Annotated in this window: 27 protein-coding genes; 5 read left to right on the forward strand and 22 right to left on the reverse strand. The window is 67.9% G+C overall.

Going from position 1 to position 25,568, the window contains the following annotated elements; all coding sequences use genetic code 11:
* Positions 1–94 precede the first annotated feature (94 nt).
* Together fgd and ABZS29_RS26885 are read left to right on the forward strand one after the other, a co-directional pair.
* Positions 95–1,099, forward strand: a complete 1,005-nt coding sequence (fgd, locus tag ABZS29_RS26880) for a glucose-6-phosphate dehydrogenase (coenzyme-F420) (RefSeq protein WP_355465751.1) — start codon at positions 95–97, stop codon at positions 1,097–1,099.
* 31 nt (positions 1,100–1,130) lie between these two features.
* A complete protein-coding gene (locus ABZS29_RS26885; RefSeq protein ID WP_355465753.1) occupies positions 1,131–1,706 on the forward strand; it encodes a GNAT family N-acetyltransferase in 576 nt (191 codons plus the stop codon).
* A 12-nt stretch (positions 1,707–1,718) separates the two neighbouring features.
* On the opposite strand, the gene ABZS29_RS26890 is transcribed toward ABZS29_RS26885, so the two are convergent.
* Complete coding sequence (locus tag ABZS29_RS26890) at positions 1,719–2,258, reverse strand: GNAT family protein (RefSeq protein WP_355465754.1); 540 nt, start codon at positions 2,256–2,258, stop codon at positions 1,719–1,721.
* A gap of 74 nt (positions 2,259–2,332) precedes the next feature.
* Between ABZS29_RS26890 and ABZS29_RS26895 the strand changes: the two genes are divergently transcribed.
* On the forward strand, positions 2,333–3,100 hold the full coding sequence (locus tag ABZS29_RS26895) for a glucose 1-dehydrogenase (RefSeq protein ID WP_355465756.1): 768 nt from the start codon (positions 2,333–2,335) through the stop codon (positions 3,098–3,100).
* A gap of 33 nt (positions 3,101–3,133) precedes the next feature.
* Here ABZS29_RS26895 and ABZS29_RS26900 read toward each other — a convergent pair whose 3' ends face one another.
* Positions 3,134–3,928, reverse strand: a complete 795-nt coding sequence (locus ABZS29_RS26900; RefSeq protein WP_355465758.1) for an ABC transporter permease — start codon at positions 3,926–3,928, stop codon at positions 3,134–3,136.
* Positions 3,925–4,872, reverse strand: a complete 948-nt coding sequence (locus ABZS29_RS26905; RefSeq protein ID WP_355465760.1) for an ATP-binding cassette domain-containing protein — start codon at positions 4,870–4,872, stop codon at positions 3,925–3,927. The genes ABZS29_RS26900 and ABZS29_RS26905 overlap by 4 nt, the downstream gene beginning before the upstream one ends.
* Positions 4,873–4,969: 97 nt before the next feature.
* Between ABZS29_RS26905 and ABZS29_RS26910 the strand changes: the two genes are divergently transcribed.
* Entirely contained in the window at positions 4,970–5,767 is a 798-nt protein-coding gene (locus ABZS29_RS26910; RefSeq protein ID WP_355465762.1) for a TetR/AcrR family transcriptional regulator, read from the forward strand.
* A gap of 182 nt (positions 5,768–5,949) precedes the next feature.
* Here the strand turns inward: ABZS29_RS26910 and ABZS29_RS26915 are convergent, their stop codons facing one another.
* The 13 genes from ABZS29_RS26915 to ABZS29_RS26975 all read right to left on the reverse strand — a co-directional run bounded on the left by ABZS29_RS26915 (position 5,950) and on the right by ABZS29_RS26975 (position 18,550).
* Positions 5,950–6,555, reverse strand: coding sequence for an FMN reductase (locus ABZS29_RS26915; RefSeq protein ID WP_355465764.1), 606 nt, complete (start codon positions 6,553–6,555; stop codon positions 5,950–5,952).
* Positions 6,552–7,649 carry an LLM class flavin-dependent oxidoreductase gene (locus ABZS29_RS26920; protein WP_355465766.1) on the reverse strand — a complete coding sequence of 366 codons (1,098 nt, stop codon included), beginning with the start codon at positions 7,647–7,649 and terminating at the stop codon, positions 6,552–6,554. The genes ABZS29_RS26915 and ABZS29_RS26920 overlap by 4 nt, the downstream gene beginning before the upstream one ends.
* An 80-nt stretch (positions 7,650–7,729) precedes the next feature.
* The gene (locus tag ABZS29_RS26925) at positions 7,730–8,242 is read right to left on the reverse strand and encodes a hypothetical protein (RefSeq protein WP_355465768.1); all 513 of its coding nucleotides are present in this window, start codon (positions 8,240–8,242) and stop codon (positions 7,730–7,732) included.
* Between the two features lie 16 nt (positions 8,243–8,258).
* Positions 8,259–8,921, reverse strand: a complete 663-nt coding sequence (locus ABZS29_RS26930) for a hypothetical protein (RefSeq protein ID WP_355465770.1) — start codon at positions 8,919–8,921, stop codon at positions 8,259–8,261.
* A gap of 2 nt (positions 8,922–8,923) precedes the next feature.
* Positions 8,924–9,865 (reverse strand): hypothetical protein, encoded by a 942-nt coding sequence (locus ABZS29_RS26935; protein WP_355465772.1) that lies wholly within the window; start codon positions 9,863–9,865, stop codon positions 8,924–8,926.
* On the reverse strand, positions 9,865–10,248 hold the full coding sequence (locus ABZS29_RS26940) for a hypothetical protein (RefSeq protein WP_355465774.1): 384 nt from the start codon (positions 10,246–10,248) through the stop codon (positions 9,865–9,867). The genes ABZS29_RS26935 and ABZS29_RS26940 overlap by 1 nt, the downstream gene beginning before the upstream one ends.
* A gap of 2 nt (positions 10,249–10,250) precedes the next feature.
* Positions 10,251–12,134, reverse strand: coding sequence for a hypothetical protein (locus ABZS29_RS26945; RefSeq protein ID WP_355465776.1), 1,884 nt, complete (start codon positions 12,132–12,134; stop codon positions 10,251–10,253).
* Positions 12,131–12,616: a hypothetical protein gene (locus ABZS29_RS26950; protein ID WP_355465778.1), complete on the reverse strand. Its 486-nt coding sequence runs from the start codon at positions 12,614–12,616 to the stop codon at positions 12,131–12,133. The genes ABZS29_RS26945 and ABZS29_RS26950 overlap by 4 nt, the downstream gene beginning before the upstream one ends.
* A complete protein-coding gene (locus ABZS29_RS26955; protein WP_355465780.1) occupies positions 12,613–13,125 on the reverse strand; it encodes a hypothetical protein in 513 nt (170 codons plus the stop codon). The genes ABZS29_RS26950 and ABZS29_RS26955 overlap by 4 nt, the downstream gene beginning before the upstream one ends.
* On the reverse strand, positions 13,109–14,512 hold the full coding sequence (locus ABZS29_RS26960; RefSeq protein WP_355465782.1) for a type IV secretory system conjugative DNA transfer family protein: 1,404 nt from the start codon (positions 14,510–14,512) through the stop codon (positions 13,109–13,111). The genes ABZS29_RS26955 and ABZS29_RS26960 overlap by 17 nt, the downstream gene beginning before the upstream one ends.
* Complete coding sequence (locus ABZS29_RS26965; RefSeq protein WP_355465784.1) at positions 14,512–15,795, reverse strand: M48 family metalloprotease; 1,284 nt, start codon at positions 15,793–15,795, stop codon at positions 14,512–14,514. The genes ABZS29_RS26960 and ABZS29_RS26965 overlap by 1 nt, the downstream gene beginning before the upstream one ends.
* 222 nt (positions 15,796–16,017) lie before the next feature.
* Positions 16,018–16,893 carry an aldo/keto reductase gene (locus ABZS29_RS26970; protein WP_355465786.1) on the reverse strand — a complete coding sequence of 292 codons (876 nt, stop codon included), beginning with the start codon at positions 16,891–16,893 and terminating at the stop codon, positions 16,018–16,020.
* A gap of 76 nt (positions 16,894–16,969) precedes the next feature.
* On the reverse strand, positions 16,970–18,550 hold the full coding sequence (locus ABZS29_RS26975) for an alkaline phosphatase D family protein (protein ID WP_355465788.1): 1,581 nt from the start codon (positions 18,548–18,550) through the stop codon (positions 16,970–16,972).
* Positions 18,551–18,674: 124 nt separating this feature from the next.
* On the opposite strand from ABZS29_RS26975, the gene ABZS29_RS26980 reads away from it, so the two are divergent.
* Positions 18,675–19,145: a GNAT family N-acetyltransferase gene (locus ABZS29_RS26980; protein ID WP_355465790.1), complete on the forward strand. Its 471-nt coding sequence runs from the start codon at positions 18,675–18,677 to the stop codon at positions 19,143–19,145.
* Position 19,146: 1 nt separating this feature from the next.
* Here the strand turns inward: ABZS29_RS26980 and ABZS29_RS26985 are convergent, their stop codons facing one another.
* From ABZS29_RS26985 to ABZS29_RS27010, 6 genes are all read right to left on the reverse strand, one after another.
* A complete protein-coding gene (locus ABZS29_RS26985; RefSeq protein ID WP_355465792.1) occupies positions 19,147–19,875 on the reverse strand; it encodes a hypothetical protein in 729 nt (242 codons plus the stop codon).
* A gap of 252 nt (positions 19,876–20,127) precedes the next feature.
* The gene (locus ABZS29_RS26990; RefSeq protein ID WP_355465794.1) at positions 20,128–21,549 is read right to left on the reverse strand and encodes a diguanylate cyclase; all 1,422 of its coding nucleotides are present in this window, start codon (positions 21,547–21,549) and stop codon (positions 20,128–20,130) included.
* Positions 21,550–21,623: 74 nt separating this feature from the next.
* Positions 21,624–22,364, reverse strand: coding sequence for a sugar phosphate isomerase/epimerase (locus ABZS29_RS26995; RefSeq protein WP_355465796.1), 741 nt, complete (start codon positions 22,362–22,364; stop codon positions 21,624–21,626).
* 16 nt (positions 22,365–22,380) lie between these two features.
* Entirely contained in the window at positions 22,381–23,196 is an 816-nt protein-coding gene (locus ABZS29_RS27000; RefSeq protein WP_355465798.1) for a sugar phosphate isomerase/epimerase family protein, read from the reverse strand.
* Positions 23,193–24,335 (reverse strand): dihydrodipicolinate synthase family protein, encoded by a 1,143-nt coding sequence (locus ABZS29_RS27005; protein WP_355465800.1) that lies wholly within the window; start codon positions 24,333–24,335, stop codon positions 23,193–23,195. The genes ABZS29_RS27000 and ABZS29_RS27005 overlap by 4 nt, the downstream gene beginning before the upstream one ends.
* Entirely contained in the window at positions 24,335–25,495 is a 1,161-nt protein-coding gene (locus tag ABZS29_RS27010) for a Gfo/Idh/MocA family oxidoreductase (protein WP_355465801.1), read from the reverse strand. Before ABZS29_RS27010 ends, ABZS29_RS27005 begins: the two co-directional genes overlap by 1 nt.
* Between the last annotated feature and the right edge of the window lie 73 nt (positions 25,496–25,568).

Here is a 25,568-nt window from a genome sequence, read left to right on the forward strand (position 1 = left end):
AAGCACCGTCGGGACGAGTGGCCGACCGGCGGCATAAAGTCGGAGGCGGACGTGGTTGGTGTCGGAGTCGGCTAAATACGGTTGGGAGCCAAGGGTGAGCATTCGGGTCGGGTACAAGGCGTCGGCGGAGCAGTTCGGGCCGCGGGATCTGGTGGATTACGCCGTTCGGGCCGAGGAGCTCGGGCTCGACAGCGTCACGGTGTCGGACCACTTCCTGCCGTGGCGGCACGAGGGTGGGCACGCGCCGTTCGCGCTGGCGTGGCTGGCCGCGGTGGGCGAGCGGACGAACCGGGTCCTGCTCGGTACGTCGGTGCTGACGCCGACCTTCCGGTACAACCCGGCGGTGATCGCGCAGGCCTTCGCGACGCTCGGTGAGCTCTACCCGGGTCGCGTGATGCTCGGTGTCGGCACAGGTGAGGCGCTGAACGAGATCGCCGTCTCGGGCCGCGAGTGGCCCGAGTTCAAGGAGCGGTACGCGCGGCTGCGCGAGGCCGTCCAGCTGATCCGCGACCTGTGGACCAAGGACGGCGTCAGCTCCGAGGGCCCGTACTACAAGACCGTCGACGCGTTCATCTACGACCGCCCCGAGACCCCGCTCAAGGTGTACGTCGCCGCGGGCGGACCGCTGGTCGCCAAGTACGCCGGCCGCGCGGGTGACGGTTTCATCGCCACCTCGGGCAAGGGCATGGAGCTGTACACGGAGAAGCTGATCCCCGCGGTCAAGGAAGGCGCCGAGGCGGCCGGGAAGAAGTTCGAGGACATCGACCGGATGCTCGAGGTGAAGGTCTCCTACGACCGCGACCCGGAGCAGGCGCTGGAGAACACCCGGTTCTGGGCGCCGCTCTCGCTGACCCCGGAGCAGAAGCACAGCGTGACGAGCGCGACCGAGATGGAGCGGCTGGCCGACGAGCTGCCGATCGAGCAGGTCGCCAAGCGCTGGATCGTCGCGTCCGACCCTGAAGAGGTCGTGAAGCAGTTCCAGCCGTACCTGGACGCCGGCTTCAACCACTTCGTGGTGCACGGTCCGGGCCACGACCAGGAGCGCTTCCTGACCCAGTTCACCGAAGACGTACTGCCTTTGCTGCGCAAACTGGGTTGAGGTCTGCGGTCGGGCACCACACAATCAACCTGTGCCCGACACTCAGATTGTCCAGGACACCGATCCGCGCTGCGCCGAGCTCGAAGCAGCCGGGTACCGGGTCGTGGGCGAATCCTGGGCCGCGCATCTGACCGATCCCGACCGCGATCTCCTGGAGACCGCCGTCAGCCGTGCGACCGCGTCCGGGCTCACACTGCGTGAGCTCGGGCCCGAGTCGGCCGAGGCGCTGCACAAGCTCGAGCAGCTCAACGCGCCTGACTACCCGTACACACCGGCGACCGAGCGGGTCGTGGGTGAGTTGTCCAAGACCCAGGCGCTCTGGCCGGAGTATCGGGTCTTCGGGGCGTTCGACGGTTCACGGCTGGTGGGTGCGACGGTGATCCGGGCGCACGAAGGGTCCGGCGATACCAGGTTCACGTCCGTGCTGGCGCAGTACCGGCGGCGTGGTGTCGGGCAAGCCGTGAAGGCGGCGTCGATTCTTGCCTTTCTGGAGATCGGCATCAAGCGGTTCAGCACCGGTGGTGCTGCGGCCAACGACGGCAGCCTTGGGGCGAACGAGGCCCTTGGGTACGTCGTCGACGAGCGCTGGCGGTCGTACCAGCTCTAGGCCGTCACTGCTCTAGGCCGTCACGCTGACCGGCCGGCCCGGCGGGGTCAGCGGGTCCGAGGCCAGGCGGGCGTGCCGCTCCACGTCGTACCGGGTGCCGCCGTAGGCGAGGCGCTGCCGCTCGACACCCTCGCGAAGGAATCCGGCGCTGCCGGCGACGCCGCAGGAGGCGGGGTTACCGAGGCGGTGACCGAGTTCGAGCCGGTACAGCCCGGCATCGTGGTGCGCCCAGTCGGTGAGCGCACGGAGAGCGTCCCGGGCGACGCCTTGGCCGCGGATCTCGGCGATCGTCCAGTACCACGTCCAGCCGACCTGATGGCGGTCGATATTGGTCACGCCGACACAGCCGACCGGGTGGTCGTCGGCGTCGGCCACGGCGTACACGTGACCGTTGTCGAGATCGGCGACCCGGCCGATCCAGTCCAGCGCGGTCGCCCGGTCCACGATCCCGCCCTGATGGGCCATCTCGGGATCGGCATGTGCCTGCACCAGGCGGAGCGCGTCCGCAGTCCGCCACCGCCGAAGATCGAGCTGCCCCAGCGCGTATCCCATTCATCGAATCTACCGCCGGGTCGCGCCCACGAAACCCCCTCCGGCGCGCCGCGGGCTTTGGCAGGATGGGGTGCATGGGATATCTCGATTTCACGGACCAGGTCGTACTGGTGACGGGTGCGAGCAGCGGGATCGGAGCAGCGGTCGCGGTCGGCTTCGCCCAGACCGGCGCCACGGTCGCTGTCCACTACCACCGCAACGCCGAGGGCGCCGCGCACACCGTCGCCGCGGTGCAGACAGCCGGCGGTACGGCGTCCCTGCACCAGGCCGATCTCGCGGACCCGGCCTCGGCCGGTTCCCTGGTCGACGAGGTCCTCGCCAAGCACGGGCGGATCGACGTACTGGTGAACAACGCCGGTGACCTGGTGAAGCGGTCGCCGATCGTCGACGTACCGGACGAGGACTTTCAGCGGATCCTGGAGGTCAATCTGACCTCGGTCTTCGCGCTCAGCCGCCGGATCGTCCCGGTCTTCCGCGCTCAAGGCGGCGGTTCGATCGTCAACGTCACCTCGATCGCCGCCCGAACCGGCGGCGCCGGCGGCTCGGTCGTCTACGCCACCAGCAAAGGCGCCGTCAGCACCTTCACCCGCGGCCTCGCCAAAGAGCTCGCCCCCGACAACATCCGCGTCAACGCCCTCTCCCCAGGCGTCATCACCACCCCCTTCCACGACCGCCACACCGCCGCCGACCAAATGCAGGCCATGGTCAACACCATCCCGATGGGCCGCACCGGCACCCCGCACGAATGCGTCGGCACCGTCCTCTACCTCGCCTCCGACCGCATGTCGTCGTACGTCACCGGCCAGATCATCGAGGTGAACGGCGGCCAGTTGGTGCCGTAGGGGCCCCGGCGGTCTGCCGGGGCCCCGGATCGGTTAGCGGGCGAGGGTTCGGTAGCGGTGGGCTGAGAGCGGGAGGAAGATCGCGGTCAGGATTAGCGGCGCGATGATCGCCATCAGGACGGAGTGACTGCCGATCCAGCTGGCGGTGGCCGACGGGTCGGGGTTGCCGAACAGGGTTCGGGATGCGGTGGCGGCGGCGGACAGGGGGTTCCACTGGGCGATCGTGCCCAGCCAGTTCGGCATCGTGGAGGTGGCGACGAAGGCGCTGGAGAGGAAGCCGACCGGCCAGACCAGGACCTGGACGGCGGTGATGCTCTGGGCGTTCTTCACCGAGAGACCGATGAAGATTCCGACCCACAGCAAGGCGAATCTCAGCAGGAGCAGCAGTCCGAACGCCGCCAGCGCCGACGGCAGTCCGTCGTGCCAGCGCCAGCCGAGGGCGAACCCAGCCACAGCCAGTACGGCGAGCGCCACCATCGTGTCGAGCATGTCGGCCAGGCAGCGGCCGAGCACCACCGCGGCGGAGCTCATCGGCAGCGAGCGGAACCGGTCCGTCACGCCCTTGTCCTTGTCCTGGGTGACCGCGGTCATCGTGCCTTCGAGCCCGAACAGCATGGTCAGCGCGAAGATCCCCGGCACCAGAAGCTCGTAGTACGACTCCCCTTCGGGGAACTCCATCGCACCGCCGAGCAAGCCACCGAACATCAGCAGCATCAGCACCGGGAACGCCCAGGAGAAGAGGATCAGCCCCGGTTGCATCCGCCAGTGCGTGAGCGTACGGCGAGCGATCGTCCAGCCGTCCGCGACGGCCCAACCGAGCGCGCTCATGCGGCCGCTCCGGTGAGGTGCAGGAACACTTCGTCCAACGTCGGTCTGCGTAACGTGATGTCCTCCGGTTCGATTCTTGCCTCGTGCAACGAGTTCGCCATCACCGTGAGGGCGCGGGTGCGGTCCTTCACCGGCACGCTGATCCGGGTGCCCTCGACCCGGATCTCGCCGTTCGCCAGCGGTCCGGCCAGGTTGAGCACGGCCTGAACCTCGGCCGGGTCGACGAGCACCAGGTCGAGCCAGTCCGAACCGAGCTGGGTCTTCAGCTGGTCCGGCGTACCCTCCGCGACCACCTTGCCGTCCTTGAGCATCGAGATCCGGTTCGCCAGCTGATCCGCCTCCTCCAGGTACTGCGTGGTGAGCAGCACGGTCGTGCCGTTGTCGACGAGCTGCCGGATCGCCGTCCAGACCTCGAGCCGCCCGGCCGGATCCAGCCCGGTCGTCGGCTCGTCGACGAACAGGACGGTCGGCGCCACGATCAGGCTGGCCGCCAGATCGAGCCGGCGCCGCATGCCGCCGGAGTACTTCCCGACCGACTGCCCGGCCGCCGCGGTCAGACTGAACTGCTCCAACAGTTCGTCCGCGCGCCGGACCGCTCGAGCGTGGCCGAGATGGTTCAGCCGGCCGAACATGACCAGGTTCTGCCGGCCGGTCAGCACCTCGTCGATTGCCGCGTACTGCCCGACCAGCCCGATCCGCCGCCGTACCTCGGCACCCTGGCGGCGTACGTCGTACCCGGCGACTGCCGCGGTCCCGGAATCCAGCTGCAGCAGCGTGGACAGGATCCGCACCGCGGTTGTCTTGCCGGCGCCGTTCGGGCCGAGCAGGCCCGTCACCGTGCCGGCGGTGACTTCGAGATCGAAGCCGTTCAGGCCTGCCCCCTCGGTGCCGCCGCGGTAGTTCTTCCGCACATCGGCAGCCTCGATCACCAGTTGGTCCGTCACTTCCCACCTCTCGTTCGGGGTTGAGCCGTAGACTGTACCGTACACCGTACGACTCAGGTACCATCGAGGCAACGACGAGCGCTGGGAGTTTGTTCCGTTGGCTGGAAAAAAGGTGGCGGCCGCCGATCCGGCACGCAGTCTGGCGCTGTTGTGGGGCAGTCACACCAAACCCGGCCGCTCCGGGCTGACCGTGCGCGCGATCGTCGACGCCGCGATCGAGCTCGCCGACGCCGAGGGCCTCGAGGCCGTCTCGATGCGAGTGATCGCCGAGCGGCTCAAGGCCGGCACGATGACGCTCTACACTCACGTCCCCGGCAAGGCCGAGCTCACCGACCTGATGTTCGACCATGTGTACGGCGATCTGTACGCCGATGTCGACGAACCGGCGCGTCAGCCCGATTGGCGGTCGGCCCTCGAATTCGTCGCGCGCCGGAACTTCGACGTACTGACTCGGCACCCGTGGATCCATGAGGTCCCCACGGTCCGCACCGCGCTCGGACCCAACATCACCCTCAAGTACGAAGCCGAACTACGCCCCCTCGACGGCCTCGGTCTCACCGACGTCGAGATGGACTCCGCCCTTGCTCTCATCCTCACCCACGTCACCGGCACCGCGCGCGCCGGCGCCGAACAACTCCGCACCCAACGCGACTCCGGCCTCTCCGACGAGGAGTGGTGGCGTCAGATCGCGCCCACTCTCACCCACGTCATGTCCGGCTCCAGCATCGCCTTCCCCACCGCCGGCCGCGTCGGATCCTCAGTAGGCGAACACTTCCAGTCGGCCATGGATCCGGCGCACGCCCTAACGTTTGGCCTGACGACGATTCTGGACGGCATTGCCCTGCTGATCGCCGCGCGCCCGCAGAACGACCAGCGTGAGCCCGATCGCCGCTGACATCCCCGCCGCGACGAAGTATCCCGCCGCGGAACTGACTCCGGGATCGCTCACCACGGTTGCGGTCGCCCCTGTCGGCTCCTCCAGCGGCTGATCACCATCCCGCGCGAACCAGCCAGCCGTCAGCGCAACCGCGCTCAGCACGAAGAAGAACCCCGCCCACCGCCTCATGTCTCCAAGTATCAGCTGTTGAGGAGATCTTCGAAGGGGGTGGGGTTGGCGTAGGGGTCGAGTTTGGGTGCGGGGTCGTTGTGGAGGGTGGCGACCAACTCGGTGGCGGCTTGGGTGATGCGGGGGCGGAGGGTCGCCGCGTTGGGGCCCCAGTCGGTGGAGGCGGCGTAGACGCCGGTGGGGACGGGGACGGCTTTGAGGTAGGCGAAGAGGGGGCGGAGGGCGTAGTCGAGGACGAGGGAATGGCGCTCGGTGCCGCCGGTGGCGGCGAGGAGGACGGGCTTGCCGGCCAGAGCCTTGTCGTCGAGGACGTCGAAGAACATCTTGAACAGCCCGCTGTACGACGCGGAGAACGTCGGCGAGACCACGATCAACGCGTCCGCCGCGGTGACGGTGGCGAGCACCTTCTCCAGGTCGGCGGACGGGAAGCCGGTGAGCAGGTTGTTCGTCAGGTCGTGGGCGTGGTCGCGAACCTCGATCACCTCGGTCCGCGAGGTCTGCCCCCGTGCCGACCACTCATCCTGTACGGCGGCCGCCAGCTGGTCGGCGAGCAGCCGGGACGACGAAGGTGTGGTCAACCCGGCGGTCACTACCGCGATCACTCGCTCGGCGGTCATAGCGTCTCCAAATCACGTGCACGCTGCGCCGCGGTCTTCAACGACTCGTGAGTCGGCGCGTCCGGCACATGCGCCGGCTTGAGCGCCGCAAACTCCTTGCGCAGAACAGGAACGACCTCTTCACCAAGAATGTCCAACTGCTCCAGCACCGTCTTCAACGGCAGCCCCGCGTGATCCATCAGGAACAGCTGCCGCTGGTAATCGCCGAACTGCTCGCGGAACTTCAGCGTGCGCTCGATGACCTCCTGCGGGCTCCCGACCGTCAGCGGCGTCTCCCGTGTGAAGTCCTCCAGTGAAGGCCCGTGCCCGTACACCGGCGCATTGTCGAAGTACGGCCGGAACTCCCGTACGGCGTCCTGCGAGTTCTTGCGCATGAAGACCTGACCGCCGAGTCCGACGATGGCCTGGTCCGCGGCGCCGTGCCCGTAGTGCTCGAACCGCCGCCGGTACAGGTCGATCATCTGCTTGGTGTGCGACGCCGGCCAGAAGATGTTGTTGTGGAAGAACCCGTCCCCGTAGTACGCCGCCTGCTCCGCGATCTCCGGTGAGCGGATCGAACCGTGCCACACGAACGGCGGTACGCCGTCCAGCGGGCGCGGTGTCGACGTGAACCCCTGCAGCGGCGTGCGGAACTTGCCTTCCCAGTCGACGACGTCTTCACGCCAGAGGCGGCGGAGCAGCGCGTAGTTCTCGACCGCGAGCGCGATGCCGTTGCGGATGTCCTGCCCGAACCACGGGTAGACCGGGCCGGTGTTGCCGCGGCCCATCATCAGGTCGACGCGACCGCCGGCGAGGTGCTGCAGCATCGCGTAGTCCTCGGCGATCTTCACCGGGTCGTTCGTGGTGATCAGGGTCGTCGAGGTGGAGAGCACGAGCTTCGAGGTCTGCGCGGCGATGAACCCGAGCATGGTCGTCGGTGACGACGCCACGAACGGCGGGTTGTGGTGCTCGCCGGTCGCGAACACGTCCAGGCCGACCTCTTCGGCCTTGAGTGCGATCGCCACCATCGACTTGATCCGCTCGCCCTCGCTCGCCGTCGTACCGGTGGTCGGATCCTGGGTCACGTCGCTGACGCTGAACACCCCGAACTGCATCGGGTCCTCCTTCGACTTGGTAGTTCACTATTAAACTACCTTATCCGTGACAACGCCAGCCGGGCGCTCCCCATTCCGGGTCAGATTCCGGCGTACTGAATGACCGGTGCGGCCGCGCGCGCGGCGATCTGCCAGCTCTGCCGGCGGAAGGCGAGCACGATCCCGGCCAGGGCGGCACTGCTGAGCACGCCGGCGACGACAACCAGGACGACGTCGCCGGTCAGGCCGCCGGTCACGACCAGCCCGAGCCCGACGACGACAGCGCAGACCGCCAGCGCGATCGCCGTCGGCCGGCTCTGCCACACCCAGCGCCCGCCGCTCTCGACCTCGGCCGCCAGGCCGTCCGCGAAGGTCCGCAGCTCGTCGTCCCACGGCGCCAGCTCGAGGATCCGCTCCGCTGCCTCCCGGCACATCGCGCGCTGCTGCTCACTCGCGATCAGCCGCACCTCGTAGATCGTGACCGCGAGCGACGCCTCGGTCATCCGCCGGATCGCCCAGGCCAGCTGCGCCCGCAGCTCGCTGCTGTCGGGCTGAGCGAGCAGCTCTTGATGCAGCCGCTCGACTGCCTTGGCGGGATCCTCATCAGGGTTCATCGGGTCAGTCCTGCCTTCACGGCTGGGCCGCGTCGCGGGCGGTTGTGTAGATCTCTTGCATCGCGGGCCAGTTCGTCACCAGCGCGGACGCGTAGAGCACGTAGTCGTCCTGCCCGGCGCGCCAGTACGTCGAGTCCACGTGCTTGCGACCGGCGGCGGTATCGAACTCGAACGTCCACGTGACCGACTCGTGCTCCCGCCAGGTCCCCGGCTGCAGCGCGATCAGCTTGTAGCCCGGGTACTGCGTGCTGAAGTTGCGCTCGGCGTTCCGCATCACATCGATCAGCGGCTGGCTCGGTGACGGCGAACCGCCGTACCGGAGGAAGCTGGTCGGCTGCGCGGGATCGGTGGCCTGCGCGTCGGCCTTGCCCGCGCGGACCTTGGCCGTCCAGCCGCTCGGGATCTTGGTGGTGATCCCGGCCGGACCGGAGACGTCCTTGAAGGCGGCGGCCGGTGTCGGGGTGGTGCTGGGCGGCGGTTCGCTGGTGGGGGTGGTGCTGCTTGGAGCGGGTGTCGGGGTTGGCGCCGGGGTCGTCGGTGTGCTCGGGTTCGGTACGGCGGCGGCCGCTGTACTGTCGGGAGAGCGGATCAAGAGCAGGCTGGTACCGATCAGCGCGCACACCACGAGATTGCCGGCGAACGCGATGACCGCCACCTTGCGGGAGGTCGGTTGGCTCATCATCACTCCGGTTGGAACTTGAGCTTGCCCTGGTCGACGACGACTGATCCGGACAGGTCGAACGACATGCTGTCGTTGGTCGCGTAGCCGCCGTACCCGGTGCCGGTGACCGTCGCCTTGCCGCGGGTCGCGGTCTCGACGCGGACCGCGCCGCTCTCGTCCAGGCGCACCTCGATCGTCGGATAGGTGTCGATTCGCCAGACCTGCTTGGAGATCGAGGAGGTGAACGGGCAGGTCTCGACGTTCTTGGTCACACAGCCCTTCAGATACTCCTTGATCTGCGCGTCCACCGCGGCGTGGGCGTCGGCCTTGATCTTCGGCTCCAGGTTCGCCTCGTTCTCGCCGGAGGCCGCGTTGACTGCGACCGGCGTGCTGTCGATGAGCGGGTTGTCCGCGACACTCACGACGTACCGGCCGGGGAACACCTGCAGCACCCGGGACTCTTGAGCCTCCGGCGGAAGCGGTTTGCCGTTGACCTGGACGTCGACCGGGGCCGACGTACTGATCTGGATCGAGGGGAGGTCGCCGTCGAGCGCCCAGCCGCGGAACAGGCCGAGAGTCAGTTCCTTCTTGCGGTGCAAGGGAATCTCGGCGTTCATCGGCTGGTCGCCGACGAAGAAACTGACCTTCACGGTCTTCACCTTGTCGCCCTCGACCGCACCGACCTTCACCTTCGTCGGCGCCACGTACTGCTCCGACTTCACGATGTCGCTGGTCGCCGTACTGCTGCCTTCGATGTACGACGCGGCCTTGCTGACATCACGGTCGGCGAGCGCACCGAAGTACCCCTCGACCGCCGCCTCCGGCGTCACCCAGATCCGCTGCACGACGTACGTCGCGGCTGACAGCACCACGATCACCGCGGTCACCACCGCGATGATCGTCTTGGCGCGCGGCGTCGGCTGCCACGGCTCGACGAACGGACTGGCCTGCGTCTGCACCATCAAGACTCCTCAGTACGACGTGCTTGGGCAAGGTACTCGTCGCGCTTGACCAACCGGGCCGCCATGATCTGCCCGTGATGCGCCACCGGCGGCTCGTGCCGGCACGTCGCCAACTCCCGCCAGGCACTCGCCGACCGCCGGATCTCGTTGTGCCAGCGCACCCCGTCGATCGGATTCACCGCGGTCGACATCACCCACTTGTGCCAGTACCAGTACATCGTCAACTCGGTCCGCAACCCCTCATGCACCGGCCAGCAAGGCGGCAGCAGCACCCACGGCGCATAAGCCTCCTCAAGCCAAGCCACCCAAGCAGCCAGCTTGTCCCAGTTGCCTTCCCGCTCGTGCGGTTCCTTCTCGTCCCAAACCCACGGTGGCTTAGGCATCGTCACTCCCTACCCATGTCGTCACCAGCCGAGTTGTCGTACGAGTAGTCGTCGTCCCCGCCGTCGTACTCCCCAGAACTCTCCATGGAAGCCGCCACCCGAGCGTCATCCGAGTCCTCATACCCACCCGCAGCCTCGCTCTCAGCGCCGACCTCAGACTCGGTCTCGGTGTCGGCTTGAGTTTCGGCATCGGCATCGGCATCGGTCTCAGTGCCGACCTCGGTCTCTGCCTCGGCTTCAGCATCAACCTCAGACTCGTTCTGAGCCTCAGCCTCCGCGTCAGCCTCGGGCTCCGGCGCAGGCACTTCCTCGGCGTCCGCCTCCGCGTCGGCATCACCCTCGCGACCGGTCTCCTGATCGGCCTCTTCCTGCTGTTCGGTCTCGGATTCGGCCTGGTCTTCGGTCTCGGCGTGCTCGTTCTCTTGCTCGGAGTCCTGATCGACCTGCGTCTCAGCCTGCTGATCAGCATCCGCGTCAGCTTGAGCGTCCGCCTCTTCCTGCTGTTCGGTCTCGGATTCGGCCTGAGCTTCGGTCTCGGCGTCCTCGTTCTCCTGCTCAGACTCCTGGTCCGCTTGCTCGTCAGACTCGCGCTGCGCATCCTCGTCAGCCTGGGCCTGCGAGTCGTCCTCGACCTGCGCGTCCTCCTCGACCTGCGAGTCGTCCTCGACTTGCTGGTCTTCCTCGGCCTGCTGATCAGCATCGGCCTGCGCATCCGCGTCAGCTTGAGCCTCTGCCTCGGCGTCGGCCTCTTCCTGCTGTTCGGTCTCGGATTCGGCCTGAGCTTCAGTCTCGGCGTCTTCGTTCTCCTGCTCAGACTCCTGGTCGGCCTGCTCCTCAGACTCAGGCTGAGCATCCTCCTCAGCCTGAGCCTGCGCATCCTCCTCGACCTGCTGGTCTTCCTCGGCCTGCTGATCAGCATCCGCCTCGGCTTGCTGCTCCGTCTCGGTGTCCGACTCCTGCCGTTCGGTCTCGTCGAGTACGACGGTCTCCGTGTCAGCCTCGTCTTCGATCAGCTCACGCCGATCAACCTCGTCGTCCCGCTCGAGGTCACTCCCGTCCTCAACCACCTCACCAGCAGAACCCGGTTCTTCCTCCCGCTCCCGGTTCTCCCGGTCGCGGGCTTCCTGTTCCTCGCGTTCGCGGTCGGCCTGCTCGCGCAGCCGGTCGGACTCGGCCTTCAGCTCTTCCAGCCGCTCGATCTTCTCCTCGATCTGCTGCCGGATCCGCTCGGGCGGTGGTTTCGGTGCCTTGTCCGGCTCGACGGGGTCGATCACGTCGGCGTGCCCAGGAGGCTCCTCCATGCCCTCGTAGCGCTCGGCCTGCAGGTACTGAACGCCTTCCCGCTCGGCGTCGTTCAAGTCGCCGCCGCGGGCGATCTCGTACAGGAGGTGGTTGTCCTCCTTGGCGGCCCAGCTCTGCGGCGTGTGAATCTGGAGCTCGAACCTGTGACCGTCCGGCGTGCTCCACCTGGTGTTGAATCCCTTGTAGTCGTGCTGATCCCAGAGATTCGTTCTCCGCTCCGGCGTGAATCCCTGCGCTTCCAAACCGTTGAACACTGTCCGCGCGCCGTCGGCGTACTGGTCCGCCGGAAACGTCATCGTGTAGCGGTTGAAGTCGAACGTGTGCCGCTCGATGTCGTCGTCATCGGGCTCGAGTCCAGCGCGCGCGACCTTGCTCCTTGCCGAGCTGAGGCTCTTCACGGAGTACTTCAGGCCGACCAGTTCACCACCTAGCTCGGCAACATCGCCGGCAAGCCCCGCCATCACCCCGTCGAGGACCCCCTGCTTGTCCTGGGCAAGGCCAAGAGCTTTCTCGACAGCCGCATTCTGCAGCGCGGACAGATACAGACCGTCCTCGTGGGCGACGCCGCGCCACTCTGAGCTCACAGCTCCGTGGCCCCCGTGACGCCGCGGGTCTGCTGGATCAGTTGCTCGGCCGCCGCCTGGTCGATCCTGATCATCTCAGGACGGTCGGCGGGATCGCCGAAGATGAACTCGCGGATCAGCCGCGTCGGGACCCATGCGTTGTCCGGTCCGAAGACTTCCTCGAGGACGTGCTCCGGGCTGCGGCGCTGGCGGTAGACGCGGTTCTCTTTCTCGGGCTTACCCACCCCGTGCGGGTGCTGGTACGACCAGTACCGGACGAACCGCTGCCGGTCGGACTGCAGCGCCTCGGCTTCGTCCGCGGTGATCGGGACGAAGATGTCGGCTGGTCGGTCCGCGAACTCCTCGGTGCCGGCGTGCCACTCCCAGTCGATCGACGACAGGTACTCGGGCGCGCCGCTGCTCCTACGCCACAACGCACTGGGAGCGTCGACCGTCTCGTTGGGCCAAACCTGTGCCAGGTACTCGTAGTCGTCGGTGGTCATGCGGTAGATCCCTTCGGGTGAATTGCGGTAGCGCCGCTGATTCCGCTGATCTCGTGGATCAGCCGTTCCGCCGTCGCGGTGTCTATCGGCTCCAAGTCGGGTACGCCGTGGGGACCGCCGACCTGAAAATCTCTGATGTCGCGGGTCTCGACCCAGGTGCCGTCACGACCGAAGCCCTCCTCGACCAGACGCTCGGGGCTCCGCAGCTGCCGGTAGATCAGAGCGTCCTCATGGAGGTCGCCCTTCGCCGGGCTCCGGTACAGCACCCAGTACTTCGCGAACCGCTGACGATCCGCAAGCAGCGTCTGCGCCTGCTCGGCAGAGATCGGCACCCGAAGGTCAGGATGTGGCAACGGCACGTCGCCCTGCGGATGCCAGCTCCAGTCCACCATCGACAGGTACTCGAACTCGTCACCGTGGTGACGCCAGAGGCCGCTGGGACGGTCCACGGACTCACCCGCCGCCTCGAAGACCCTGGCGAGGTATTCGTAATCATCGGTGCTGGTCATGGGTGAATCCCTTGAGCTGGGCGAACTCGGGGATGGCGCCGGCGGGCCGGGACTCCACCTGGAACGGCGGGTCGCTGCGCCAGAAGAGCCAGGCGTGGAACGGGGGGAGCATCTGGATCGCGTTGATGGGGAGGGCTGGGCGGTAGATGGTGCCTATCGTGGTGCCCTGGGTGTTGGTGGCGCCGCTGATGCCCCCGGGGCCGGTGCCGAAGCCGGTCATGGATGGGGCTCCTTGGGGGCCTAGCTGGGTGCTGCTGTTGGACTGGAGTTGTTCGCCGGCCCAGGAGGAGATGTTGTGCAGGTCCTCGCCGTTGGACATGCCGCCAAAGATCAGTTTGGCGGTGGTCGCGGCGAGGATGGCGGCTTGCTGTTCGACGCCGTACCGATTCCTCAACTGGGCAAGGGATTGCGTGGCCCAGAGCGTGATGATGCCGCGGCCGCCGCCTTCGCTCACCAGGGACGGGAGGCTTTGCAGGGGCGCGATGTTGGCGATCTCGTCGAGGGCCAGCAGCAGCGGCGGGTCCAGCCGGCCGCCGCGGGCGGCGGCGAGCTCGGAGGCGCGTTGCGCGATGCTGTCGACGAGGCCGGCCATCAGCGGCGCGATCGCTTGCTGCTGGTGCGACGGACCGATGATGAACAGCGACGACCTGCTCTCCAGGAACTCGTCGATGTCCAGGTCGTTCTGCGAGCACGAGGCGAGGACGGTCGGCTCGGAGGTCGCTTCCAACGTGTTGCGGGCAACGGAATAGAAGCTGCCGCGTTCACGATCACCGAGCAGCTTGACCGCGTCCAGATCATCGGCCCACATGGCTCCGGGGCTCGACGACAACCGCAGGATCGCCGTGGGGTCACGTGTCTCCTGTGCCGTGAGCCAGCGCCGTACGACGGAGATCGGCAACCCCTCCAGTGCGGCCGCATGGAAGTACGCGCGCAGGATCGCCGCGGCGCCGCCTCGCCAGTGGTCGCCGTCCGAAACCCCTTGTCCGGCAACGGCTGTCATCGCCGCGACCCGGCGATAGCAGACCGACGGATTCTCACAGTCGGCCAGCGGCGACCATCGCATCGAGAGCTCGGGGAACTCGCTGCCGAACGGGTCGTACACCCGGACAGTTCCCCCGTACGGCGCCGCGAGCGCCCGCCGGCGGTCTCCGGTGAACCCGAGGATGTCGCCGCGGGTCGACGTACAGACGACTGGGCCTTCCCACCACATCACCGAGGGGATGATCAGGCCGGAGGTCTTGCCGTAGCGCGGCGGGCCGACGATGCCGACCGAATCCTCGGGGGCACTCCAGCACCGTTTGTAGCCGCCGCGGGCGTCCCAGCCGAGGAACACCTGGCGGCGGGGTTCGAGCCCGAACGGCGGGATCTGCGGCCAGGAAGCGTTCATCAGTCCCTCGCCAGCGACCCGGTGATGATGACCGGCGTCGGTGCCGCCGGGCCGCCGGCGTCGGGCAGCGGGTAGTCGACGCCCGGCGCCTCGAGTCGCTCGAGCCGCAGCTCGGTGGGCGGATGGGTGCCAAGGATGGCCAGGTCCCAGCCGCTGTTCGCGCCGTCGAAAGTGCGCTGGAACTTGACGAAGACCTGACGGATGCCATCCCGGTAGCCGGCGAAGACCGCGCCCTGGTCGGCCCGGTACTCCGCGGCGCGCCAGCCGGCGGCCTGGAGCGGCATCAGGACGTACCTGATGCTGACCAGGATCGGCCAGGTGATGAACATGATGATGAACGCGATGGTGCCGCGGGTCAGCTGCAGCAACCACGTGCAGGCCGTGTACGACAGATAGAGCGGGAGCGCGATGCCACGGATGAACATGTTCGAGATGGCGTCCGCGTTGCGCCAGTGCGTGAGCTCGTGGCAGAGCACGCCGGCCAAGGGCTCGATCTCGTACTCGAATTCGGTGAGGAAGCCCCGATTCACCAGGATGTGGCGCGCGCCGGCGGCGGCGTTGGGCTCCCGGTCGTCGGACATCAGCAGTCGTGGCAGCGAAGCGAGGCCCATCCGGCGCGCACACTCCGCCAGGACGGGCTCGATCAGCTCACGCTCGCGGCGGCTGGGCTGTCGCGCTCCCTGGATCCGCATGATCCAGCCCTCGGCGGCGATGCTGTACATCGTGTAGAGGAAACCGCACAGCGCGGCGACCACGAGCTGGCCGAAGAAGCGGCCGACACCCTCGATCGGACTGGCTGCGGCGACGAAGAGCCACGGCAGCAACAGCCCCAGGAGGAAACCGCCGATGGCACCGGCCGCGATCCCCAGCAGCATGCCGAGGATGCCGCCGCCCTGCAGCAGTGCGCTGCCGAGCAGACCGTTCAGGAGTGGGATGTTGTTGGCCAGCGAGTCCGCTTGCTGATGACCGCCGAGCGCGCCGCCGACGTACCCGGCGATGCCTCCGGCAACCATCCCGACCCCGCCGAGCATGATCGCCGCCGGCAGGTTGAACCAGGTGGTGAGCAACGCGGCGATCAGGCCGCGCGGATTGCGCAGCATCCCGGTCACCAGCCAGACAAAGACATTCTGATACCCGGGCGGCCGCGTGAAGAGCTGCCGAATCTTCGCTCCGGCCGACGCGCGCGGCGCCGGACCGGGAACCTGCGACGTCGGAACAGGCGGCGGCCAGGACGCCGGTGAACTGGTCGGCGGACCCGGGGTCTCCACGAACGGAGCCGTCACCGGCGCCGCCTGGACAGGTGGCGCAGCCCCGGCCCCGCAGTGCGGACAGCTCCGGCTGGCTGGATCTCGCTGATTTCCGCAGCGGACACAGATCCCCACTTGTTCCTCCCGAGAGTCGACCGTCTCGACACTAGTGGTCGCGGTGGGTGACGGGCGGGGGTTCCCGGGGATCTGTGTCCAAGTTGCACTTTGTTGCAATCGCGGCGGATTTCCGCCGCGAGGTCAGGCCGCGTCGAGGGTGGCGACCTGGTCGGGGGTGAGGGTGAGTTCGACGGCCGAGTAGGAGTCGCGGATGGTCTCCGGGCGGCTGGCGCCGGGGATCGGGATGACGACCGGGGACTTGGCGAGCATCCAGGCCAGGGTCAGCTTCTGCGGGCTGACGCCGAGCTCGGCGGCGAGGGTGTGGAAGGCCGGGTGCTTGTCGCCGAGCTCGCCGGCGCTGGAGATGCCGCCGAGCGGGGACCACGGCAGGAAGGCGATGCCGAGCTCGTCGCAGAGCTCCAGCTCCGGCTCGCTGGAGCGGAACCTCGGCGAGAACTGGTTCTGCACCGAGACCAGGCGGCCGCCGAGGATCTCGTTCGCCTGCCGGATCTGGTCGGGGTTCGCGTTCGAGATCCCGGCCATCCGGATCTTGCCGTCGTCGAGCAGGTCGCGGATCGCGCCGATCGAGTCCTCGTACGGCGTCTTCGGGTCCGGCCGGTGGAACTGGTAGAGGCCGATCGCCTCGACGCCGAGCCGCTTGATCGAGGCCTCGACCGCCTGCTTCAGGTACGTCGGCGATCCGTCCTGCGTCCAGCTGCCGTCACCGGGGCGGAGGTGACCGCCCTTGGTCGCGACGAGCACGTTCGACGTGTCACCGCCGTACGAGGCGAGGGCCTTGGCGATCAGGCTTTCGTTGTGACCGACGTCGGTCGCGGTCAGGTGGTACGCGTCGGCGGTGTCGATCAGCGTGATGCCGACCTCGAGCGCGGCGTGGATGGTCGCGATCGACCGGTCCTCGTCGGGGCGGCCCTCGATCGACATCGGCATCCCGCCGAGGCCGATCGCGCTGACCTCGACGTCGCCGATGGTCCGGGTGTGATTCGTCTGGGTTCCCATACCTTCCAAGTTCCCGCACGGGAACCTGGAAGGCCAACAGGAATATCTGAACACATCCAGTACTGCGGCTACTGAATCAGGCGCTGTGGACGTGCGGGTTGCGGTCCTCCACGACGTACGTCGCGCGCGTGCTGATCGCCGCGCCGGGCGTCTGGACGTACGGGACGACGCGGAAGTCCGAGCGCCACTGCTTCTGGTCGACGGTGACGCGGACGTAGCCGCGCTGGCTGTTGAAGAACTTGAAGTGCGGGTTCGCGGCCAGGAACTGCTTGCCCTGATCGGTCATGTCGGAGCCGTCACCGCCGCTGGTGATCGACGTACCGACGAACTCGGTGCCGACCGCGGCCGAGTTCGGGTCGTCGTAGTCGCGCTTGAGTTCCAGGGCGTAGTTCTGGTGCCGATCGCCGGTGATGACGACCAGGTTGCGGACCCAGCTGTCCTGCGCGGCCGCGAGCACCTTGTTGCGCTCGGCAACATAACCGTCCCACGGGTCGGTCCAGACGTGCGTCTCCGGGCCGGGCGTCCAGTCGGTCTGACCCATCGGGGTCTGGTTGCCGATCACCTGCCAGCGGGCGTGCGACCGCTTGAACCCGTCCAGCAGCCAGGCGCGCTGCTTGCCGCCGAGCATGGTGTTGTCCGGGTCGTAGCGGTCGCCGCAGGTGGACGAGTCGGTGTCGCCGCAGACCTGGTCGGAGCGGTACTGCCGCGTGTCGAGAATCGTGAAGTCGGCCAAGCGCCCGTACGGAAGGCGACGGTGGTACCGGATGTCCGGGCCGGCCGGCATCTGCTCGTGGCGCAGCGGCATGTTCTCGTAGAGCGCCTGGAATGCCTGCGCGCGGCGCGCCCGGAAGACCGCCGGGTCCTGGTCGGGCTCGGTGTCGATCTGGGAGATGTCACCGGCCCAGTTGTTCTCGACCTCGTGGTCGTCGAACGTGTGGATCCACGGGTGCGCAGCGTGCGCGGCCTGCAGCGGCGCCTCGCTCTTGTAGAGCGAGTACTGCAGCCGGTATCGCGCCAGGTCGAACGTCTCGGTGTGGAACCGCGGATCGGTGGTCACGCCGCGCTTGTTGTTCTTCACGCCGGACTCGTAGATGTAGTCACCGAGATGAACGACCAGGTCGAGGTCCTCGGTCGCCATGTGGTCGTACGCCGTGAAGTACCCGTCCTGCCACGCGTTGCAGGACGCGAAGGCGAACTTCAGCTGACGCGGCGTGCTGAACGGGTGCGGCGTCGTCCGCGTGCGGCCGATCGGCGAGACCTGGTTGCCGGTGCGGAAGCGGTAGTAGTAGACGTGGTCAGGGTGCAGCCCGTGGATCTCCGGGTGCACCGAGTGCCCGAGCTCCGGAGTCGCGACCACGGAGTCACGGCGTACGACGTGCCGGAACCGCTCGTCCAGCGCGACCTCGTACTCCACGCGAACCGGCTTGGCCGGCATCCCGCCCTTCCCGTCCACCGCGAACGGGTCGGTGGCCAGGCGCGTCCACAGCACGACGCTGTTGTACTGCGGGTCGCCCGACGCCACGCCGAGCGTGAACGGATCACCGTCGGCGGCCGGAGCGGCGTACGTGGTCGAGGCGTCCCAGGCGCCGGTGCCGAGCAGCACAGCAGCCGAGCCCGCACCACCCGCGGCAAGGAAGCGGCGGCGAGAAACGGTCATGAAAAATACCTCCTGGACGAGGCGGGTTCAGGTGAGAAAGCGCCTGCCACTGTGGTTTCGCCAGGTGTCGGAGGTCTGTCGCCGAAGTGAAATTACCGCGATCTGTTGATAGATCATGGTCTCCATGACAGTACGCCGCGCACTCCCCGACGACGTCCCCGCGATCGTAGAACTCGTCTACGCCCTCGCCGACTACGAACGAGCCCCGTCCGAGTGCCACCTGACCGCCGCCCAGCTGGAGACCGCCCTCTTCGGCGAAACCCCCGCCGTCTTCGCCCACGTGGCGTTGCTCGACGACCGCATCGTCGGCTGCGCCATCTGGTTCCTCAGCTTCTCCACCTGGCGCGGCGTCCACGGCATCTACCTGGAAGACCTCTTCGTCCGCCCCGAAGCCCGAGGCACCGGCCTAGGCAAAGCTCTCCTCACCGCCCTCGCCCAAGAATGCGTCACCAACAACTACGAACGCCTCGAATGGTCAGTCCTCAACTGGAACACCCCAGCCATCGACTTCTACAAATCCCTAGGCGCCAAACCCCAAGACGAATGGACCGTCTACCGCCTGACCGACGAAGCCCTTACTGCGTTGGGTTCCTGAGCTACAGCCTGAACAGCGCCATCACGATGACGACGACAACGGACACGACGAGGGCGATCAGCAAGAGGCCGATCCAGCCATCGGCCGAGGAGAACTCTGCGGCGACCCGTTGCCAACGAGAGGGCCGGGCCGGCCGGTGCGGTTCGGCCTTGCGCGGAGGATCCGACCGGGGGAGCGCGTCCGCTGTGAGCTCCCTCCATCCGGTCACCGTTGCGGGTACGACGACCTTGCCGCAGCGGAGTCGAGCGACGCCTGCTCTATTGACGGTCAGAGTGATCTCGACGGATTCGCGGCGCCCTGTATCGGCGGCCACGCGGGCCATCCACCAGTGGTATCCGGGAGTGACCCATTTCGTCGGACGCGTTCGGCCGGACATGAGCCGTTCGATCCGATGCAGCGCCTCGGGGTTCCCCTTCGTGTAGCGATAGAGGTCGCCGGCGTCCAGGCCGGCGAGCGCTGTTGACTTGGTGGCCAGGTAGATCTCGCCAGAACTGGTGTCCAGCGGCACCAATCTGTCGGTCGGTTCGGCGGACCAGCGGTCGGCCAGGTCGCGGCGCAGGCGAGGACCCAGCCGGTCGACCTCGGCCCGGATCTCGTCGTACGCGGCAGTGGCGAGCTCCGACGCCGTGTCCCAGGGGCCCTTGTACTGCGTGGCTCCCGGGTCGTAGGCGGGATGGACCAGCTTTTCCTGCGGTGGCAAATGGTTGTAGTTGGCATTGACCTCCGCCATCCACGTAGCGGGGTCGGTGTCCGGGCGTCGCAGAAGCGCCTCGAGTCTCGTCCTCAGCACCTGATCACTGACGGGCGGCGGATCCGGCGCAGGCAGCTCAGGCACAGGCGCGGCTCCCGGATCGACGGCCGGCCGGTGGGGCCGTGAACCGGATCCGGTGTGCTTCTTCCTGCGACGCCGTGACTTGGGCATAGACCGGCAACGTACGCCGGACATGGCCCCGCGAACCGAAGCTGGCAGCAGCCTGCCAGATCAGTCGCGGTGGTGTTTGGTGGCGTACATGGCTTGGTCGGCGGTGTGGAGGAGGGCGTCGAGGTCGGGGGAGGTGGGGGTGATGGGGGTGGTGCCGATGGCGGTGGTGACGCGGGTGGTGATGCCTTCGAGGGGGCGGCTGACGGCGGATTCGAGGCGGGTGATGAGGGCGGTGAGGGCGGGGCCTTCGATGTCTTCGGCGAGGATGGCGAACTCGTCGCCGCCGAGGCGGGCGACGGTGTCGCCGTGACGGACGGCGGTGGTGAGGCGGGTGGCGATCTCGCGGAGGGCTCGGTCGCCGGCTTCGTGGCCGTGGCCGTCGTTGATGAGTTTGAAGTGGTTGAGGTCGCAGAAGAGCAGGGCGCCGGGGCGGCCGGTGGTGCGGGTGCGGTCGAGGACGAGGTCGAAGCGGTGCTGGAGGAGGCGGCGGTTGGGGAGGCCGGTGAGGGGGTCGTGGGCGGCGTGGTGGCGGAGTTCGCGCTCGGCGTCCTTGCGGGCGGTGACGTCGTCGATCTGGACGAGCAGGATGCGGGGCTGGCCGGGGCTCTCGGCAACGATCGCGGCGGTGCCGCCGAGCCAGATCTCGTTGCCGGTGGGGTGGGTGAAGATCCGCTCGAATCGGTACGGCGTCCTGCTGCGCGCAAGCCGGGCGAGTTCGCGCTGAGTCTGTTCCGGCTCCTCGTCGCGGAGGAACTCACCCGCGGCGACGCCGACGAGCTGATCGGCGGCGTACCCGGTGATCTGGCAGAAGGCGTCGTTCACGCGGAGGATGCGGCCGGCCTCGGGGCCGTCGAGGGCGACCGTGGCCATGCCGTTGCCGGCGCCCTCGAAGACCATCCGGAACGTCGCCTCGCTCGCCTCCAGGCGGGCCTTCTCGGCCCGGAGTTGGTCGGTCAGGCGGGCGCGGTCGATCGCCAGGCCGGCCTGGGTCGCGAAGATCTCCAGCAGTTCGCGGTGGATCGGGCCGGGGCGGCGCTGGTCCTCGGGGAGGTCGACCGAGAGCATCCCGACCAGCTCGTTCTCCGACGAGTAGAGCGGGGCGAAGAGAGCGTCCAGCGGGTGCCACGCGTCCGGCCCGTCCGACACCGGTACGTCGGGCACCCAGCCGACCACGTCACCCTCGGGAAGCCGCTCGTGCGGGACGAAGCGCAGCCCGCCCCACTCGTCGGCGATCGCGAACTCACCGTCGAAGATGTCCGCCGCGCTGATCGTGCCGAGCAGGGCCTCGCGGGCCTCCGGCGAACCGGAGACCGCGATCACCTCGAACTTCCCGTCCGGCTGGCGGAGGTTGAGCACGGCGATGCCGAAGCCCAGACCGTCCACCACGCCGTCGACCACGGCCTGCAGCGTCTCGGCCAGGCTGCGCCCGGCACCCATCCGCGCGCTCACCTCGTACAGCCGGCGTACCGCAGTCAGTCGCACCGAAGGATCGTTGAGCACAGATCGAGAATAGGCCGTCCTCACCGCCAGTGAGCGCTTGTATCCACTGGGCTGTACTAAATCTCGGTCAGCCCTCGGTAGCTGCGCTCAGCTGACGCCCAGGCGTCGGTCGGCTTGTCGTGCTCGACCAGGTACTGCTCGACGCCACCGGCGGCCGCGTGCTCGAACATCGCGGCGAAGTCGAGCTTGCCGGCACCGACGTCCTCCCACGAGCCGTCCGCGGCCATGTCCTTCACGTGCAGGGCCGGGAAACGCCCTGGGTGCTCCTGGAAGAGTTTCGCCGGGTCGTGACCGCCGTCGACCGCCCAGTACAGGTCGAGCTCGAAGCCGAGCAGCTCCGGATCGACGTCGAGCAGGATGTCGTACAGCACCGTCCCGTCGACCTCGTTGAAGTCGTGCCCGTGGTTGTGGAACAGCAGCTTCAGCCCGGCGTCCCGCGCCGCCTTACCCGCCTCGGTGAACGCGGCGGCCGCCGTACGGAAGCCTTCTACCGAGCGCTGCTCGGCCGGAATCGACGGTACGACGATCCACTGCGCACCAAGCTTCTGTACGTCGGCCAGCGCGCCGGCCCAGTTGTCGGCCATTCGCGCGTAGCCGACGTGCTCCAGCACGATCCGCAGCCCCGCCTCATCCGCGAACCCGCGGATCTCTTCGGCGGTGTGGTCGAACCGCCCACTCACTCCGACCGTGCGGTAGCCGATGTCGGCCAGCCGCTTCAGCGTCCCCGGATAGTCCTCCGCGAGCACGTCCCGCATGGTGTACAGGTGCATCCCGATACCGTCGGCGGGAATGGTCATTCTGAGCTCCTAAGAGTTAGACGACGTGCTCCTGGTAGCGGGCGTACGCCAGATCGAAAACGTCCTGACCCGGCGCGTCCCACAGTTCCTGGTTGAAGATCTCGACCTCGATCGGGCCGTCGTACCCGGCCGTGTCACAGGCTTCCCGGAGCCGGCGCAGTTCAATCACGCCGTCGCCCATCATGCCGCGGCCGAGCAGATTGTCGGCGGGCAGCGGGACGGTCCAGTCGCTCACCTGGTACGAAAGGATCCGGTCGCCGGCACGCTCGATCTGCCGGTAGACGTCGGCGTCCCACCACAGGTGGTAGGCGTCGACGATCACCCCGACCTGGTTCGCGGTGAACTGCTCGGCGAGATCAAGCGCACCGCCGAGGGACGAGACGACACAACGGTCCGAGGCGAACATCGGGTGCAGCGGCTCGATGGCGAGCTTCACACCGCGCTCCTCCGCGTACGGCGCCAGCTCGGCGAGGCCGTCGCGGATCATCGCGCGGGCGCCGTCGATGTCGCGGGAACCGGGTGGCAGACCGCCGCTGACCAGTACCAGGACCGACGTACCGAGGGTTGCGGACTCGTCGATCGCGCGACGGTTGTCCTCGATCTTCGCCTTCCGCTCGGCCGGGTCGGTGGCGGTGAAGAAGCCGCCACGACACAGCGACGACACCTTCAGCCCGGCGTCCGCGACCAGCTTGGCCGCCCGCTCCACGCCGTACTCCTGGATGGGCTCGCGCCACAGACCGATCCACTCGAGATCGGCCTTGGCGCTGGCCGCGACGACATCCTCGAGTGGCCAGTACTTCGTCGTTGCCTGGTTCAGGCTGTAGCGGTTCACGCGTCGACCCCGCCGACCTTGAGCAGCTGCCGGAAGCGGTCGACCGCCAGCTCAGGATTAGTCAGTACGCCGGCCTGGTCGGCCAACCGGAACGTGTCCGCGAGATGCGGGAGCGACCGGCCGGTCTGCAGCCCGCCGACCATCGTGAAGCCGGGCTGATAGCCGTTCAGCCAAGCCAGGAAGGCGATTCCGGTCTTGTAGTAATAGGTCGGTTTGGAGAAGATCTGTCGTGCCAGCGGAACGGTCGGCGCGAAGACCCGGTTGTACGTGTCGAGATCGTTGTCGTCGAGCGCCTTCAACGCGGCCGCGGCGGCGGGCGCGATCGCGGCGAAGATCCCCAGCAGGGCGTCGCTGTAGCGGTCGCCGTCGCCCTGAATCAGCTCGGGGTAGTTGAAGTCGTCGCCGGTGTAGAGCCGCACGCCCTCGGGGAGACGCTTGCGCAGGGCAACTTCCTTGCCGGCGTCGAGGAGCGAGATCTTGATCCCGTCCACCTTGGAGACGTTGTCCTCGATCAGACCAACCACGACGTCCGTGGCGACCTCGACCGAATCGCTGCCCCAGTAGCCGGCGAGCGCGGGATCGAACATTGAGCCGAGCCAGTGCAGGATCACCGGCCGGGACGACTGGGAGAGGAGCCGGTCGTAAACCTTGCGGTAGTCGTCCGGCCCGCTCGCCGCCGCGCAAAGCGCCCGGCTAGCCATAAGAATCGGCTGAGCCCCGACCTCCTCGGCAACAGCCAGCTGCTCCTCGTACGCCGCAATCACCGCGTCCAGGGAGTGAGTTCCAGTGGGTAGTTGGTCTGTGCCGACGCCTACTGCGATCCGACCGTCTGGTGCTTCGGCCGCCGATCGACGGATGAGCTCCTGCGTCGAGGCCCAGTCGAGCCCCATCCCGCGCTGCGCGGTGTCCATCGCCTCGGCGACCGACAACCCCAGTGACCACAGGTGCCGCCGGAAGCCCAGCGTGTGCTCCCAGTCGATCACCGCCGGAGCGCCCGGCGAGTTGTCACCGAGCGGGTCCGCGACCACGTGGGCCGCGGCGAACGCCAACCGCGATCGCGCAGGTGAATACGTGCCCTGGGCAACCGGCGTACCGACGAGCTGGTAGTCGACCAGCTCGCCGTTCAGCGGCAGCTTCATCACTTCGCTCCGAGGTCGAGCGCCGGCACCTCGAGCTTGCGGCCCTCACGCCACGACTGCAGGCCGAGCTCGGCCAGCTGCACGCCCTTGGCGCCCTCGACGAAGTCCCAGGTGAACGGCGCGTCGTCGACGATGTGCCGCAGGAACATCTCCCACTGCACCTTGAACCCGTTGTCGAAGGTCTCGTTGTCCGGCACGGTCGCCCACTGCTCGCGGAAGTTCTCGGTGGCGGGGATGTCGGGGTTCCAGACCGGCTTCGGGGTCGCGGAGCGGTGCTGCACGCGGCAGTTCCGCAGCCCGGCGACGGCCGAGCCCTCGGTCCCGTCCACCTGGAACTCGACCAGCTCGTCGCGGAACACGCGGGTGGTCCACGACGAGTTCAGCTGCGCGACGATGCCGCCCTCAAGCTCGAAGACGCCGTACGCCGCGTCGTCGGCCGTGGCGGTGTACTCGGCGCCCTGCTCGTCCCAGCGGGCCGGGATGTGCGTCGCGCCCTGGCAGTAGACCGACTTGACCTCGCCGAAGATCTGGTCGAGCACGTACCGCCAGTGGCAGAACATGTCGACGATGATCCCGCCGCCCTCTTCGGACTTGTAGTTCCACGACGGCCGCTGCGCTTCCTGCCAGTCGCCCTCGAACACCCAGTACCCGAACTCGCCGCGTACCGAGAGGATCTTGCCGAAGAACCCGCCGTCCACCAGCCGCTTCAGCTTCCGCAGACCGGGCAGCGACAGCTTGTCCTGGACGACGCCGTTCTTGAGCCCCGAGTCCCGGATCAGCTTCGCCAGGTCGACCGCCGCCTCGAGGCTGTCCGCGATCGGCTTCTCGCAGTAGATCGCCTTCCCGGCCTCGACCGCCTTGCGGACACCCTTCTCGCGCAACTGCGTCAGCTGCGAGTCGAAGTAGATCTCCACATCCGGCTGCGCCAGCGCCTCGTCGACGTCCGTGGTCCACCGGGTCAGTCCGTAGGTCTCCGCGATCCGCCGCAGCTTCAGCTCGTTCCGCCCGACCAGAATCGGGTCCGGAATGATCATCGTCCCGTCCGCGGCCTGGATCCCGCCCTGCTCCCGGATCGCCACGATCGAGCGCTCCAGGTGCTGCCGCAGCCCCATCCGGCCGGTGACGCCGTTCATCACGATCCCGATACGTCGCTCGCTCACAGTTCCCCGCGCCTCCCTCACCAACCCTTGGAAAGGGCTTTCCAAGGCGTGTTCCGCAACCATAGGAGAGCCG

It is taken from the genome of Kribbella sp. NPDC005582 (genome assembly GCF_040605415.1).
GTDB lineage: Bacteria > Actinomycetota > Actinomycetes > Propionibacteriales > Kribbellaceae > Kribbella.

Coding starts and splice junctions, on each gene's coding strand:
- ABZS29_RS26920 (WP_355465766.1), bottom strand. CDS start 7,649: ATGCAGTTCGGGGTGTTCAGCGTCAGCGACGTGACCCAGGATCCGACC.
- ABZS29_RS26975 (WP_355465788.1), bottom strand. CDS start 18,550: ATGACCGTTTCTCGCCGCCGCTTCCTTGCCGCGGGTGGTGCGGGCTCG.
- ABZS29_RS26985 (WP_355465792.1), bottom strand. CDS start 19,875: ATGGCGGAGGTCAATGCCAACTACAACCATTTGCCACCGCAGGAAAAG.
- ABZS29_RS26930 (WP_355465770.1), bottom strand. CDS start 8,921: ATGAGCCAACCGACCTCCCGCAAGGTGGCGGTCATCGCGTTCGCCGGC.
- ABZS29_RS26935 (WP_355465772.1), bottom strand. CDS start 9,865: ATGGTGCAGACGCAGGCCAGTCCGTTCGTCGAGCCGTGGCAGCCGACG.
- ABZS29_RS27005 (WP_355465800.1), bottom strand. CDS start 24,335: ATGAAGCTGCCGCTGAACGGCGAGCTGGTCGACTACCAGCTCGTCGGT.
- ABZS29_RS26890 (WP_355465754.1), bottom strand. CDS start 2,258: ATGGGATACGCGCTGGGGCAGCTCGATCTTCGGCGGTGGCGGACTGCG.
- ABZS29_RS26925 (WP_355465768.1), bottom strand. CDS start 8,242: ATGAACCCTGATGAGGATCCCGCCAAGGCAGTCGAGCGGCTGCATCAA.
- ABZS29_RS26970 (WP_355465786.1), bottom strand. CDS start 16,893: ATGGGAACCCAGACGAATCACACCCGGACCATCGGCGACGTCGAGGTC.
- ABZS29_RS26955 (WP_355465780.1), bottom strand. CDS start 13,125: ATGACCAGCACCGATGATTACGAATACCTCGCCAGGGTCTTCGAGGCG.
- ABZS29_RS26995 (WP_355465796.1), bottom strand. CDS start 22,364: ATGACCATTCCCGCCGACGGTATCGGGATGCACCTGTACACCATGCGG.
- ABZS29_RS26940 (WP_355465774.1), bottom strand. CDS start 10,248: ATGCCTAAGCCACCGTGGGTTTGGGACGAGAAGGAACCGCACGAGCGG.
- ABZS29_RS26960 (WP_355465782.1), bottom strand. CDS start 14,512: ATGAACGCTTCCTGGCCGCAGATCCCGCCGTTCGGGCTCGAACCCCGC.
- ABZS29_RS26950 (WP_355465778.1), bottom strand. CDS start 12,616: ATGACCACCGACGACTACGAGTACCTGGCACAGGTTTGGCCCAACGAG.
- ABZS29_RS26900 (WP_355465758.1), bottom strand. CDS start 3,928: ATGAGCGCGCTCGGTTGGGCCGTCGCGGACGGCTGGACGATCGCTCGC.
- ABZS29_RS26915 (WP_355465764.1), bottom strand. CDS start 6,555: ATGACCGCCGAGCGAGTGATCGCGGTAGTGACCGCCGGGTTGACCACA.
- ABZS29_RS26895 (WP_355465756.1), top strand. CDS start 2,333: ATGGGATATCTCGATTTCACGGACCAGGTCGTACTGGTGACGGGTGCG.
- ABZS29_RS26980 (WP_355465790.1), top strand. CDS start 18,675: ATGACAGTACGCCGCGCACTCCCCGACGACGTCCCCGCGATCGTAGAA.